Origin of the sequence: Ekhidna sp. (assembly GCF_965221965.1) — a bacterium.
Lineage (GTDB): Bacteria > Bacteroidota > Bacteroidia > Cytophagales > Cyclobacteriaceae > Ekhidna.
This window is the reverse complement of sequence record NZ_OZ244926.1, coordinates 1,880,526-1,894,715: the sequence shown is the minus strand read 5'-3', so window position 1 is coordinate 1,894,715 and position 14,190 is coordinate 1,880,526. Positions and strand designations below refer to the sequence as shown.

The following is a 14,190-nucleotide window of genomic DNA, read 5'->3' as shown; positions in this document are numbered from 1 at the left end:
ATGGAAGAGATTCAAGACCAGCAACAGATTGACCGATCAAAAGAAAAAAAGAAGTTTTCACTTCTATATGTAGATGATGAGGCTACAAACCTTCGTGTTTTCAAAGCCAACTTCAGAAAGTTTTTCAATGTTCATACTTCTACTAATCCAATAGAAGCAATTGACATTCTGAATCAGGAAGATATTCAGGTGATCGTTACTGACCAGCGGATGCCTGAAATGACTGGGACTCAGTTCCTGGAAAAGATACTTCCAGACCATCCGGATGTTATCAAGATAATCCTGACTGGATTTACGGATATTGAAGCCATTAAGGATGGTATTAACCGATGTGGTATTTTTAAGTATATCACCAAGCCATGGAATTTTGATGAGATGAAGGGTGTCCTTGAAAGAGCTGTGGATACCTATCAGCAGGCTGCTGAGAGTGAGGAGCATATGAAGGAGCTTGAGGATAGCAATGTGGAACTTGAAAATAGAGTAGAGGAAAGAACTCAGGAGTTGAATAAAATCAACAAGCGACTAATTGACAGTATTAGGTATGCAGGCTTACTACAGCAATCAATGCTTCCAAATGATCGCTATCTGAGTCGCCAGTTTAAAGATCATTTTGTCATATTCGAAACGAAGTATCTTTTCAGTGAGGAATTCGTTTGGACAACACGTCTTAATTTCCGATCCGAGGATTACACAGTGGTCTCACTAATTGAATTTGACGGAAAAGGAATTGTGGGCTCTCTAAAGACCTTAATTGCTGATTCTGTTTTGAATTACCTGACGCATGACCGAAAGATTTTTCATTCGGGCGAAATCATTAATGAACTGAAATATGAATTAGATGCTGCCGGGTCTGATGAACTACAGTGCGATATAAAAGTTTCTGTTGCAGTATTTGATCATAACGCAAATACATTACAATTTAGCGGTATCAATCAAGACATGATCGTTTTCAATGGTCAGAAGTCTACCCTACTAAAGGGAGATGAAGGGGATCACTTTGAAGATGCGATCGCTGACAAAATACCAATTGAGCCGGACGCTTCCTATTACATGTATTCCAATGGATATTACAATCAGGTAAACGAAGATGGGGTGAAATTCACATATGCAAAGTTTGAAGAGATGCTTAAATCCATTCAGGACAAGCCTATGAGTGAGCAGCGAGAGTTCTTGATGAGTAATTTGCAAACATGGAAAGCAGGATCAAGCCTCAATGATGACATTTCTATCATTGGCTTTAAACTCTAATTTTTTGGGATGGCAAAGGCGAGCAGTTTTAAAAATTGGTGCACCGAGAATATAAGTCCGCAATCATGGACCAGAATCTGCCTTAAATGTGTGGATGAAATCAGAAGTAAGGGTCATACGCTAAAGGAAATGGAAGACCTTAATCCAGATGTTGAGATTGATGATGAACTACTGGATGCATTAAATGCTGCTCTCTCAGAACTCTATGAGATGACAGTAAATGAGGAGCTGCTCGCTACCCATTAGTGGGCTAGGTTGTCAATTATTTTATTTCGAACCCAAGTACACAGACATCATCCGTCTGACTGGTGTTTTTAGACCATTCCGCAAAGGTCCTTTCAATGATTTTTTGCTGCTCCAGTATGGGTTTACTGGATGATTTTTCTATCAGCTTATTGAAGTTTTTAGACATAAACTTCTTATCATGCTCTCCTCCAAATTGATCCTGAAATCCATCTGATGAAAGGAAAATTCTGTCTTTTACCTCCAGTTGAATAACCTCTTTGGTAAGCTGAGCATGTACCTCTTGCTCGTCACCTTCAATACCACCAACCATTTGTCTAGGAGTCTTATATATAGTCAGTTCATTGCTATTATGTTTCACCAGTCGGAGTGGAATGCCAGCACCGGCAAACTCCATCTTCAAAGTATCCAGATCAATCACGCAGATACCTATTTCCATACCGTCTCTATTGACCTCTTCTGTCTCCCTCTGAAGCTCAAACTTGATTACTTTGTCTAATCTGGAAATGATCTTCTTAGGATCCAGATAGTTTTGATAATAGACGATATTAGTCAACTGATTGCTACCCATGATGGACATAATAGCTCCGGGAACTCCGTGACCCGTGCAGTCACCACAGGCAATGATCATGAATTCATTGTTGCCTCTTCTTACCCGCTCAAACCAATAGAAGTCTCCTCCGATGATATCTTTTGGCCTATACATGACAAAGGATTCTGGAAATACACTTTGCAAGGTATTTAATGGTGGGAGTGTGGAGCGCTGGATACGTTCTGCATAGCTAATACTATCGCGAATCTGAGAAGAAACTGAAACGAGCTGATTCTTCTGCATTTCAATCTGCGTCTTCTGATCGATTAGCTGTTTATTGGTTTGACGCTGCTCATCTATCTGACCTATTAGGTTTTGTGACATGAGCGCCATCTGCTTAGCCAGCTTTCCAATTTCATCCTTGGATCCCATTGGAAGCTCTACGTCTAGATTACCTTTGCCTAGTTCCTCTGCTGCGTTGCTAAGTTTTACGATTGGTTTCACAAATAAATTCGCTGCTACCAGCGCCAAAACGATTGTTAATGCCAATACGGGTAATACTGCCCACAAAATTTGATTTCTAATCTGAGTCAGAGGGGCATATGCTCGGTCTTTAGGAATACTCAAGATGAGTGTCCAGTTATTCCCTTGAAAAGACAGGTAATTAGTATCTCTTGTTACAAAATAGAGCTTTTCCTGTGTTTCAAGGAAATTAACGCCTGGCTCGTTCAGAGAGGAAATGAGATCATATTCTTCGTAAGTAGAGGTAAGAATACTTGATGGATCTAGATTGGAATATAAAATCGTACCCTCTGTGTCCAAAAGGTGAATATCCAGATTTCTGGAGGTGTCTGAACTTAAAGAGTACTCGCCTACAATTTTGAAAAGCTCATCTACTAAAATACGACCAACTAATACACCTATCTCTGTATTGTCTATTAGGCTGGTAACCTTAGTTGCCAGATGTATGACTACACGACCAACAGATTCAGATGTAGATACATCTACTGTTGCTTCTTGTCCATTCATCAACCTTGTCCAGTAAGGTGTTTCAGGGTGTTGCTTTCCAATAGATAGTCGCTTACTATCAGCAATTCTGACCCTATTCAGATCAAAGTAAGAAAATGAATAGTAGAGGTCATTCAGGTTTTCAAGTTCTTGTAGACGCTGTGTTAATTGCTCAGGGTTTGGATTATTATTTCTAAAGTATGGACTTTTTGCAGCTAATCGAATATCATTTAACCTGGAAAACATGAATCGTCCGATATCCGCACTGATGCCCCGTGACTGCTGAGTCATGCTTGAAACGATCTCTTCTTTGAACGTTTGTTCTACTTTTTGATCGGCAAAAAATGAAAGGACGCCTGCTGTAAATAATACCAAGAAAAGACAGAGTATGGTAAGTTTGGCGTATATATTCATAGAATGAGTTTCTCTGTTTGATCAGTAAAAATAAATCTTTTCGCTTTGCTAATCTATGAGATATGGGTGATAAGTCAATAAACGATTTCATACCTTCTTATCCCCAAGCGTATTATCTTCGCCACTATTAAAACTAAATCCGCCAATGAAGTTTCTAATAACCGCCTCAATAACGCTATTATCCTTTTTAACACAAGCTCAGAACTTGACTACTTATCGTAGCTCCAGGTCCGTAGACGAAACAGTTGATCGAATTGTGGAGATCATCAAGCAAAAGAAACTGGCTTACTTCGAAACGGTCAAACACGACGAGGTAGCAAAGGAGTACGGCGTAGACATTCCCCCCACACGAATGATCCTCTTTGAAGATCCTAACTTGATGATTGAGCTGATCTCCTGCAGGCAAACTACTGCCCTGGACTTACCGATGAGAATTTTGGTGTGGGAAGAGCACGGTGATGTTTATGTAGGGTTTTTTGATCCTAAGGTGATGAAAAAAAGATTCATGCTACATGAATGTGATGATATCATTACCAGCATGTCCCGCTTGAAAGTTCGTGTTGTTAACGAGGCACTTAGGGAAGGGGATTAAGAGGGATAGCCCACCTGACTTTATCCCACCTGAATTTCAGTGAATCTTCTGCAAAGTAAAACAGCATTCGCTCTTGCGATTGATCAACATATCGGGGTGTTACTTTCAATCGAAAAGCATCAAGTGAATCCTTATAATTGTAAGAACCCCACTGATCCCATTCTTTATTAAAAATCACAGTCCATTGAGGAGTATCGGGAACTGTGAAAATGGAATAACTGCCACTATCGAGCTTAAAAGTATCAACCATTATTTCTCCGGCAAATGATACATAAGTAGCATCATTTGCCCCTGTTCTCCACATTTCTCCAAATGGAACCAAATAATCGGAACCTTGGCCGAATATTTTCCGCTCCTTCACGCCAGGACTGCTAAATTCGATATACACATCAATACCATGAACCTTTGCACTATCTGATCGTAGCGGTGATGGTCGCTTCTGAGGGTCAGAAGTACAACCACTTTGAGCAAGGATCAAACATGTTGCTGAAAATAATAGTACTGAATTTGAACGGAAAAATGTCCGAAAATGAAATACTGATCTCATGAGGATAGTCGATAACGTACTGAATAATAGTATGTTACAAAATTGGGTATATTATTTGCCAGTTGAAGATAAAAACTATTCATGATATGGGAATAATAGGCATTGAAATACCCCAGCTCAACGAGGAGCAAGATATTGAAGTTGAAGTTCGCGTAAATGGAATTAAAAAACAATATCAGTATCGGGTTGAAATTTTTAGATGGGATGACTGTCCATACCCTACAGAAGATCGTGTTGAATGCATTCGTCAGTTAGTTAATGGATATGATCAGAACTGGAATCTGGCACATATTGGGTTGCCAACGGACGAATACATTCCGATAACCTTCAAAAAGAAACGCTAGAAGGGTAAGTCATCATCTTGTGAAAAGTCCTCCTTTGCCCATTCTTGAGTAGGTGGAGGTGGCGTTTCCTGTGTTCCTCCGGATTTTTTATCTATCCGCCAGGCTTGTAGGCTGTTAAAATATTTTACCTCACCTTGTGGGTCTGTCCACTTCCTTCCTTTAAGATTAAAATTTACGGTGACCTCATCACCTATATTGATACTATCCAGTTGTTCACAGTTGCTTTGGATGAGTTCAAATTTGACAAACTCGGGATATTGGGGGTTTTCAGCATATTCCAGCACGAACTCCCTCTTTTTAAATGTCTCTTTAATGTTTTGTGTATCGTACTTCTCTACGATCTTGCCTTCTACAATCATGTTTTTTTTATAACTATTGTTCAATTTTGATGGTTCAACATGCAAGTATGACAAAGTCTAAGAAATATTTTCTGGTTGGAGCCATCATTTTTGTAATCATTCTGATAATTATCGCTATTGACTTCAGTAACCGCACGGTGGCCCCTTGGGAAAAAGACAAAACTGAGATAAGTAATGGGAAAGAATAAAGTAGATATTTCTCAAATCGACCTGAAGAAGGAAAAGGATAAGATTACAGACCTGCCTGGCTTGATAGAATATGCCCACCATGCCGGGAGTGCGATTATCAAACCTGAAGATAAAGGCAGGATAAAAGGAAATGCTGTTGCAGCCATGCATGACCAGACAGATCGACAATTCCGACAACTTTACGAGCAGATGCAAACACTAATTGAACAGGCTAAATACCTTAAGGGTAGAGTAGAAGTTTCTGAGCGTATTTATCAAGCGACTGTACCGTTTCAACCTGTTATGGGTAAAGTTTATTTCTTATATAAGAAAGGGGATGGGACCGATCTTCTTTCGATGGTCAGTCCGGATGAATGGGGAAAAAGCTTTCCTTATGAAGCGTTTGAGGCAGAAGTTCGGCTCCTTTCAGATCATACATGGGAAATTGTGAAAACCAATAATCAGGAGTACCAATATTAATAGCTTGGTTACCTGGTGTCTACCTTAAGTGACCGAATGTTAACCACAAAACAACCAACAATTTCGTTTTACGCTTGTTCTTTGCAAAACCAATTCACTCGTTTTGTGCGTTGTTTAGTTAAGTAAAAGTGAGAGTTTATAAATTGATGAAGTTAGTAAAGTCGGTTCTCTGGGTGCTCAGCTTTTTCCTTGTATTGGGATGCAACAATAATTCCGAAGATACGGGAATAGATTGTACAGCATCTGACTTGAGTATCTCGGTGGTGTCATCAACAAAATCTGATTGTGATGTTCCGGGATCGATTGTGGTAAAAGCGGATGGAGGAGAAGAGCCATATTCGTTCAGCCTCAATGAACTTGATTTTCAAGGATCTGAATCGTTTGATAACCTTTTTGCTGGTAATTTTAACATAACCGTCAAGGACAATCTTGGCTGTACGGCTGAAGTTAAATTCACGCTGGAATCTGAACCTACGGGAATAACTTTAGATCTTACCAGCACAAATACACCATGTGGATCTTCAGAAGGTAGTATTGAAGCAGAAGCCAATGGCGGAACAGGAGTTTTGTTATTTGCGCTTGGTGGTGGTCAATTTTCTGAAATAAACATTTTTTCTGGTCTTAGTCAAGGTGAGTACCAGGTGACTGTAAAAGATGAGGAAAGCTGTGAGGTAACAAAGACCATTCAGGTTCTGACCAATACAAGTCTTGCGGCAGATATTATGCCTATCATCCAAAAGGACTGTGCCATTTCCGGGTGTCATAACGGTTCACAGTCTCCTCGGCTCACAACCAATCAGGAGGTCATTGAAAATGCTGCACGGATTAAGTCCGAAACACAAGCTGGAAGTATGCCTAGAAATCGCACCCTGTCAGATCAGGAAATTGCACTTATCGCCTGCTGGGTAGATGATGGAGCTCTGAATAATTAAGGTATATACTTTTAATGTTGTTACATTAATTAGTATCTTTAATATCACACTAACACTCAAGCACTATGAAAAATCTTGTCCTATTTCCTCTTTTATTGTCCTTTCTGATCTATATGGGGTGTTCTAACAATAGTGAAGAAGATACAGAGATTGATTGTGAGTCATCAGATTTGGAGCTACAGGCTACTAATATTGTCAATCCTGATTGTGATACGGAGGGATCATTTACCCTTGAGGCCACAGGTGGTACTTCTCCTTATTCTTACAGTCTTGATGATGGTGATTTCCAGTCTTCCGGTGAGTTTTCGAATTTGGTTGCCAAAACTTATACTGTGGCGGTTACAGATGCCGATGGTTGTACGTTTCAAGGCACTTTTGCTTTAGAAGCAGGACCAAATGGAATCAGCTTGTCGATAGATAAAACTAATTCTTCCTGCACCAGTAATACAGGAACAATCACGGTGAACGCTTCCGGTGGAGACGGATCATTTACTTATTCACTTGATGGTGGGACTGACCAAGTTGAAAATTCATTTGAAAACATTGGAGCAGGTGATTATGAAGTCACAGTGACAGATGGCACTGGCTGTTCGGCCACTACATCTGTCAAAATTCTCACAACTATCAGTTTGGAAGGAGATATCATGCCCCTTTTGCAAGCAAACTGTGTGGTGAGCGGGTGTCACAATGGAGATAATTCCTGTGGTTCTTCATGCAATTGGAGTGTTAAGACAAATGTGTTGGAAAAAGCTTCTGAAATTAAGTCACGTACGGGTAGTGGGGTTATGCCTCCTGCCGGGTCAGGTCAGAGTCTTACACAAGCTGAAATAGATATGATAGCCTGTTGGGTTGATGATGGTGCCCTCGACAATTAATTTTTATGATACAGAAATTGCTTCTTTTAATGCTAATGTTGGGATGTCTCTCAGGGTATACTCAACGATATAAATCCGATAATACGCACATTCGCTTCTTTTCCGATGCGCCTATGGAAGACATAGAGGCTATCAATGAGTCTGCTTCCAGCATCATAGATGTGGAGAAAATGGCCATTGTGATTGTGGTTCCGATCAAGTCTTTTTCTTTTCAGAAGAAACTAATGCAGGAACACTTCAATGAAAATTACCTGGAGTCGGATCAATACCCTAATGCCACTTTTAAAGGTAAGCTGCTTGATTGGGATGGAAGTACAGGAGAGGCGGATGCCAGAGCAATGGGGACCATGGAGATTCATGGGGTAGAACAGGAAATCACAATAAAAGGTACTCTTAATTATTCAGATGAAGAGCTTAGTGTGGAAGCAGTATTTCCTATAAAATTGGCTGATTATGATATTAAGATTCCAAAAGCAGTTTTTTACAAGATCGCTGAAGAAGTAGAAGTCACCGCTAAATTTCAATACAAACCTTATGAGAAGAATTAGTTATTTATTCTTGATGACACTTTCATTTGTCGCTTTTACCCAGGAGAATGAGCTCATGGAGCTACTTGAATCTGAGCAGGCAGAATCGGAAGGATACGTGTCTGCTACCTTCAAAAGCACAAGAGTGATTAATGGACACTCGATCGAAACCCGATCCAATGGTGTTTTGGAGTTTATTATCAGCCACCGATTCGGAACACTAAATTCAGGGTATGATGAGTTTTTCGGACTTGACTTTTCAACTATTCGATTGGGGCTGGAGTATGGATTGACTGATAATCTGAATATAGGTATTGGCCGGTCCTCGTTTGAAAAAGTAGTTGATGCCTTTTTGAAATATAGGCTTATTCGCCAGTCTGATAACTTTCCTTTTACTGCGACAGCATTTACCAGTTTTGCCAGGGAAACTGCAGATGGACCGGAGGGCACGGATAGAAATGCATATACCGGTCAAATTCTCATTGCAAGGAAGTTTAATTCCAACTTCAGTTTTCAGGTGGCCCCCACTGTGATTCAGCGTAATCTCGTGGCTACCACAGAGGATGCTAACTTACTAATCGCAATTGGGCTGGGAGCGAGATACAAGGTTTCGAACCGAATTGCTATTGTAACCGAATACTACCCTCAGATTACCGATAAATCTTCTCAATTCCAAAATGCATTTGCTGTAGGAGTGGATATAGAAACCGGAGGACATGTTTTCCAGTTGCATTTTACGAATGCTACTCAAATGAATGAGCGTGGTTTTATTGGGGAAACAACAGAGAGCTTCTGGGATGGAGATATTCATTATGGGTTCAACATCACCCGTGTGTTTGATCTAAGACCCAATAAGTAAAGTTTTTCATATCGATCATATTCCTGAAACCAGATTAATTTGATCTAAAATAGGTTTATTTGGTCTGACAATTGTTTTAGGTGTGGTTTGAATATGAAACAATTCTTTTATTCATTAATTCTCCTGCTCGTATGTCATTTAGCTCAGTCACAAGATGTGATCGTCACGAATGAGGGAGATACGATCGATTGTAAGATTACCAGGATCACCAATGAGTTTATCCACTTTTCCGTTTTTGATGAAAGTGGCTTTCTTTTAATCCGATCCAGATTACCGAAAACTCAAATTCAGCATTACCACCAGGGAGAAGAGCAGGGTACTATGGATGTAGTATCTTCATCACCGGAGATAAAAGAAGAAGATAGATTCGTTATCACTGAGTTCAATCCTGCATCTTTTAGATTAGCAGTAAACACTGGTTATACGTATCAGTTCGGAGGATATGAAGGATGGCCGGACTCCTATCAACAGCAATTAAAATCCTTATGGAATTTAGGAGCTGATTTTCATTATTTCTTATCGGATAACCTTGGCGTAGGTTTGAAATACAATTACATTTTTACGAATGCAGAGGAAGATTTTGATCCTACTATTTATCCCATTTCGACGATCCGCGATGAGCGCATTCGATTTTCCTATGCCGCCATTTCGTTGATGTATAGAAACTTCCTGTATGATGATCAGGTTATCCAGTACTTTATAGCTGGCGGGATTGTTAATTATAAAACAGATGGACTGGTCGATGGTAGTAAGTTTTATGAGGAAGGAGACACATTCGGACTTGCCATAGGAGTTACTTATGATTTCCTTTTTACGGAGAACTTCGGAATGGGTGCTGGAGTAGAAGTTAACGTTGCTAAACTAACCGAGATTAATACCAGCAGAGGACCAGCACTTGTCGACTTTTCCCTTACAAGGGTAGATTTAACCTTGGGTATCCGGCTATATAAATAGAAGAGAAGTTTAGATACTTGCTCTTACCGCTACAATAAAGTTCCTGCCAGGGGCACTAATACCCGAAGAATACGGACGATAGTGTGTATCCAGAATGTTTTCAACTCCCGCGTTTACATTTAGATTTTCATTGATTTGGTAGCTGGATTTCAGATTTAATGTATACCATCCTGGAGATCCGGAATCAGTATAGAGGTATGCTTTCCTGTCAATCTCTGATATAGGGATTTCATCAGCGTCCCGATCGCCATTATACTCAATGTAAAACTCTGATCTGAGTTTATTTTCCTGGTAAGTCACTGAAGCTTTGCCAAAAATCGGAGTGGTGTGTCTCAGCGGCCCATCATTGGTAATGTCTCGTCCACCCGTGTAGCTGATGGTTTTTGATAGGGCCCAATTTTCAGCTACTTCCGCTGTGAAAATCAAACTGCCCCCATAAATCTCCGCATCCCCGGTATTCACTTTGGCAAACACGTCCAGTGTTTCCCCATCGATAGTGGCGGTAGAACTACCATCCAATGTAAAAGGTCCATCAATGATGGCATCAAATAATCGGCTATGGAAAGCAACTACTTTAAATAGCGATCGCTCCGTTTTTCGTTGGTAAGCCAGCTCGTAGCTCAAAGAATACTCAGGTGTTAAGTTTGGGTTAGGTACCACGAGGCTATTCCCCACGTCAAATACTTTTCCTACATCATCGATGTTTGGTGAGCGAAAGCCGGTGGAGATATTATAACTAATCTTGTTTGCTTCATTTAAATTGATAGCCAACCCGAGTGAGCCGTTCAATGCTGAGTTTTGCAAGTCTATTTCATCAGAATTGTTGGCCAACGCCCGATCATCTGTGGTCTTTGCTTTCAGGCTGATTGTATTGAACCGTATTCCACTATTGAGGGTCACCTGCTCGGTAAGTTCATTTACGTAGCTTCCATACACGGCGAATGAAGTGAAGTCACTTCCTCCGTCAGGATATCGACTGCCAGTCTCAGAGATTTCACCGGTTTCAATGTTTCTCCTAAAAGCATCGGACTGGATATTATTGTAGTAAAAGTCAACACCGTAATAAAGATTTGATCTTGAAAACTCTTTGTCAAAATCTAGAGCAGCAGAATACATGTCCACCAGCTCTGTTCTCGTTCGAAGGCGATCATCTCCAAATCCACGATCATTTCTGCTCTCCTCAAATTTTTGATAGGCTAACGTGACCTTGGCCTGATCAAATAAAGCATTGCTTTCATAGAAGTTGACTTTCAGATTATGCATCTGCCATTTCTGTGGACCATAATACCACTCGGCAGCTGCCAGTGAATCCGTATCAGGACCCAGTGTCTCTGTTAGGTTATCGTACCTCGGAATGTCAGTGGTAGTGCTGTAATAAAAACCGTAACTAATATCCGTATTGGGGCTTATTCTAAACCTGGCTTTTGAGATGGTGTTAAACAGGTCATATCCCGAAAATTTCTGGACGTTAATATCGTCATTACGAACAAGCTGATCTTGTCCATTGATGCGCTCAACGTAGAACTCCCTTTCGAATTCTCCTTCATATCCTCCGGAGCGGTTTCCTCCGGCTCGCAGGTCATCAAATGCGGTAAATGAGGAAGAATGAAAGAATGTAAACTTTTGCTTAGCTACAGATACATCCACGTGTCCTGTTCGTTCGTTTGCAGCAGTGCTGTAGCGAGCCATCGCATTGGCTGACACATCTGCAATTGCATCTGAGGACCACTTGGGATTTATGGTGTGAAAGTCCATCACCCCACCTAATGCGTCACTTCCGTAAATGACAGAACCCGGCCCGAAGATCACTTCTGAACTTTCGAGTGCATTCGGGTCAATGTTGATCACATTCTGCAGGTTACCACTTCTGAAGATTGCATTATTCATTCTCACACCATCCACTACCAGCAATACGGAATTGGCCGCAAATCCACGAATCTTCGGTGATCCTCCTCCAAGCTGGCTTTTCTGAACAAATACCTGGCCTGAATTTGCCAGGAGATCTGCTGATGTTTGTGGGTTCTCAAACTGAATGGTTTTCTTACCGACCGTCATGATTTGCTGGGATACATTTTCTTCCTCCTGTTCCCATTTGTTAGCAGAGATCACCACTTCGTTAAAAGACATGATTTTCTCTTTTAATGAAACCCTGAGATCATTGCCAAAATACGCGATTGATTGCTGGTGGAAAGAAGGGTGTTGAAAAAAGACCAGTCCCTTTGGGAAAGATGAGATATCTGCAATGCCTTTTTCATCTGTGTAAGAAACATCCTCTTTGTTCTCATGATAAATAAATACATCTACGATAGGCTTTCCACTGGCATTGTCAACGACCAATGCTTTTTGTGAGTAGATAGTAAAGGAGGCGAGAAGTAAAAGAAAGGTAATCGTAAGATTAAGTCTCATTCAGTTGTTAATTTCGGTTTTTGATTCAGGTCAAAACTAGAAGCAAAAATTGAGCCGTTCATGCCTATTATAAAATCAAAATATCATAAGAGGCCGTGGTATTTTTTCAACGGTCACTTCGAGACCATTATCCCTTCACTTTTCTATAAGGTTGAAGGGATCGCATATGATCGTGAACGACTTGAATTGGAAGATGGTGACTTTTTAGATGTGGACTGGGTGAGAAACGGAAACAATAAGCTCATTGTGTTGAGTCACGGTCTGGAGGGGAGCGCCGATAGGCACTATATCAAGCGTCCTGCTCAATATTTTTCGCAAAAAGGGTGGGATGTACTAGCGTGGAATAATCGTAGCTGTAGTGGCGAGATGAACCGATTGCCCAGATTTTACCATCACGGTGCTACGGAAGACATTGCAGCGGTAATTGACCGGGGTTTTGAAGAAGGCTATGAGGAGGTTGTGCTGATTGGTTACTCGATGGGGGGAGGCATGCAACAGAAGTACCTGGGCGAGCGGGACCCAGACCCAAGAATCAAAGGTGCCATTTCGTTTTCTGTGCCGTGTAATGTGCAAAACAGTGCGGATATGCTTCGAAAGGGAGCAGGAAGAATCTATGAGAAACGTTTTGTCTCTAAGCTCAAGGAGAAAATACTAGCCAAAGCAGAGGTAGTTGAAATGGATGTGGATGGAATTCGGGATGTCAAAAACTTCCGTCAGTTGGATGAGAGATTCACCTTAAAGGTGCACCCGGAATATGACAGTGCGGATGATTTTTATGCACGGATCACCAGCGATCAGTTTTTACCAAATATTAAAATCCCACTTTTGATTGTGAATGCGATCAATGACCCCATGTTAGGAGAACCGTGCTACCCAATCGACTTAGCAGAAAGCAGTGATAATATCTACTTAGAAATGCCTGAGAAAGGCGGGCATGTCGGCTTCACCATTCCTAAGAGCGAATGGAGCTATATGGAGTATGCGGCAGATTGGTTTATTGAGGAGGTAATTGGTAGGGAATAATTAGCCGACATTATCTAATTTTAACTTCTCACCAATTAACTAACATTATGAAAGCATTTAAATCTGTTCTCCTTGCTTTGGGATTTCTATTTTTTTCTTGTGGAGATGATGATGGAGGAAGTACTACCGGAGGCACGTTCACTTTCGACGGTCAAACCTATACTGCTGTAGATGGGTTCATTGAAGACTATGGAGCGGTGGATCCTTTCGAAGGAGGCGGAACAGCCACCCACCTTAATTATGTAATGGGAATATCAGATGCTGACTTTAAAGAATATATGGATGAGGGAGATCTTTATTTCGGAGGTGATGATGGGGTGTCCATTGTTATTTATCTAAACCTATATTCTGATGGAGTGACTTCTTTTCAGGAAGGTACGTTTAGCTTCATTGATTTGGACGGGGCATCTGCAGTGGACATATCGGGAGAGTCATTTTTCACCAGAGGCGAACTTGAGTTGGATGATGATGGGTTAGCTCCGAATGGAGATTTAGATGGAGCAGAATATGAAATTACCGGTGGAACTATCACACTCACAGGTTCAGAAACAAACTATACGATTGATTTTAACTTAGTCATTACTGAATGGGAAACGGGCACTCCGGTAGGCAATGCCGTAGGTTCATACAGTGGTGAATTTCAATATCAGGATAATTCTGGAAATTGAGAGAATTTCTC

At 40.9% G+C, this 14,190-nt stretch carries 17 protein-coding genes; 13 read left to right on the top strand and 4 right to left on the bottom strand.

Annotated elements, in window-relative coordinates; genetic code table 11:
• Together ACOQON_RS09030 and ACOQON_RS09025 are read left to right on the top strand one after the other, a co-directional pair.
• Positions 1-1,248: a response regulator gene (locus ACOQON_RS09030; protein ID WP_420578601.1), complete on the top strand. Its 1,248-nt coding sequence runs from the start codon at positions 1-3 to the stop codon at positions 1,246-1,248.
• 9 nt (positions 1,249-1,257) lie between these two features.
• Positions 1,258-1,494, top strand: a complete 237-nt coding sequence (locus tag ACOQON_RS09025) for a hypothetical protein (protein ID WP_420578600.1) — start codon at positions 1,258-1,260, stop codon at positions 1,492-1,494.
• Between the two features lie 16 nt (positions 1,495-1,510).
• Here ACOQON_RS09025 and ACOQON_RS09020 read toward each other — a convergent pair whose 3' ends face one another.
• A complete protein-coding gene (locus tag ACOQON_RS09020) occupies positions 1,511-3,445 on the bottom strand; it encodes a SpoIIE family protein phosphatase (protein WP_420578599.1) in 1,935 nt (644 codons plus the stop codon).
• 145 nt (positions 3,446-3,590) lie between these two features.
• Between ACOQON_RS09020 and ACOQON_RS09015 the strand changes: the two genes are divergently transcribed.
• Entirely contained in the window at positions 3,591-4,037 is a 447-nt protein-coding gene (locus tag ACOQON_RS09015) for a DUF302 domain-containing protein (RefSeq protein ID WP_420578598.1), read from the top strand.
• Here the strand turns inward: ACOQON_RS09015 and ACOQON_RS09010 are convergent.
• Positions 4,021-4,584, bottom strand: a complete 564-nt coding sequence (locus ACOQON_RS09010) for a DUF2911 domain-containing protein (protein ID WP_420578597.1) — start codon at positions 4,582-4,584, stop codon at positions 4,021-4,023. The genes ACOQON_RS09015 and ACOQON_RS09010 overlap by 17 nt on opposite strands.
• A gap of 86 nt (positions 4,585-4,670) precedes the next feature.
• Here ACOQON_RS09010 and ACOQON_RS09005 point away from each other — a divergent pair, with 86 nt between their 5' ends.
• Positions 4,671-4,928, top strand: a complete 258-nt coding sequence (locus tag ACOQON_RS09005; protein WP_420578596.1) for a hypothetical protein — start codon at positions 4,671-4,673, stop codon at positions 4,926-4,928.
• Here ACOQON_RS09005 and ACOQON_RS09000 read toward each other — a convergent pair.
• Positions 4,925-5,287: a DUF3127 domain-containing protein gene (locus ACOQON_RS09000; protein WP_420578595.1), complete on the bottom strand. Its 363-nt coding sequence runs from the start codon at positions 5,285-5,287 to the stop codon at positions 4,925-4,927. The two genes, ACOQON_RS09005 and ACOQON_RS09000, sit on opposite strands and share 4 nt — an antisense overlap.
• Before the next feature lie 47 nt (positions 5,288-5,334).
• On the opposite strand from ACOQON_RS09000, the gene ACOQON_RS08995 reads away from it, so the two are divergent.
• From ACOQON_RS08995 to ACOQON_RS08965, 7 genes are all read left to right on the top strand, one after another.
• Complete coding sequence (locus ACOQON_RS08995; RefSeq protein ID WP_420578594.1) at positions 5,335-5,475, top strand: hypothetical protein; 141 nt, start codon at positions 5,335-5,337, stop codon at positions 5,473-5,475.
• Positions 5,462-5,935, top strand: a complete 474-nt coding sequence (locus ACOQON_RS08990; RefSeq protein WP_420578593.1) for a DUF2452 domain-containing protein — start codon at positions 5,462-5,464, stop codon at positions 5,933-5,935. Before ACOQON_RS08995 ends, ACOQON_RS08990 begins: the two co-directional genes overlap by 14 nt.
• A 146-nt stretch (positions 5,936-6,081) precedes the next feature.
• Positions 6,082-6,867 (top strand): hypothetical protein, encoded by a 786-nt coding sequence (locus ACOQON_RS08985; RefSeq protein WP_420578592.1) that lies wholly within the window; start codon positions 6,082-6,084, stop codon positions 6,865-6,867.
• A 65-nt stretch (positions 6,868-6,932) separates the two neighbouring features.
• A complete protein-coding gene (locus ACOQON_RS08980; protein WP_420578591.1) occupies positions 6,933-7,742 on the top strand; it encodes a SprB repeat-containing protein in 810 nt (269 codons plus the stop codon).
• A gap of 5 nt (positions 7,743-7,747) precedes the next feature.
• A complete protein-coding gene (locus tag ACOQON_RS08975; protein ID WP_420578590.1) occupies positions 7,748-8,290 on the top strand; it encodes a YceI family protein in 543 nt (180 codons plus the stop codon).
• Positions 8,277-9,128, top strand: a complete 852-nt coding sequence (locus ACOQON_RS08970) for a DUF5777 family beta-barrel protein (protein ID WP_420578589.1) — start codon at positions 8,277-8,279, stop codon at positions 9,126-9,128. Before ACOQON_RS08975 ends, ACOQON_RS08970 begins: the two co-directional genes overlap by 14 nt.
• A gap of 93 nt (positions 9,129-9,221) precedes the next feature.
• Positions 9,222-10,082 (top strand): hypothetical protein, encoded by an 861-nt coding sequence (locus ACOQON_RS08965; RefSeq protein ID WP_420578588.1) that lies wholly within the window; start codon positions 9,222-9,224, stop codon positions 10,080-10,082.
• Between the two features lie 9 nt (positions 10,083-10,091).
• Here the strand turns inward: ACOQON_RS08965 and ACOQON_RS08960 are convergent, their stop codons facing one another.
• A complete protein-coding gene (locus tag ACOQON_RS08960; protein WP_420578587.1) occupies positions 10,092-12,488 on the bottom strand; it encodes a TonB-dependent receptor in 2,397 nt (798 codons plus the stop codon).
• A 60-nt stretch (positions 12,489-12,548) separates the two neighbouring features.
• On the opposite strand from ACOQON_RS08960, the gene ACOQON_RS08955 reads away from it, so the two are divergent.
• Positions 12,549-13,511: a YheT family hydrolase gene (locus ACOQON_RS08955; RefSeq protein WP_420578586.1), complete on the top strand. Its 963-nt coding sequence runs from the start codon at positions 12,549-12,551 to the stop codon at positions 13,509-13,511.
• A 47-nt stretch (positions 13,512-13,558) separates the two neighbouring features.
• Positions 13,559-14,179 (top strand): hypothetical protein, encoded by a 621-nt coding sequence (locus ACOQON_RS08950; protein ID WP_420578585.1) that lies wholly within the window; start codon positions 13,559-13,561, stop codon positions 14,177-14,179.
• The last annotated feature ends 11 nt before the right edge of the window (positions 14,180-14,190 follow it).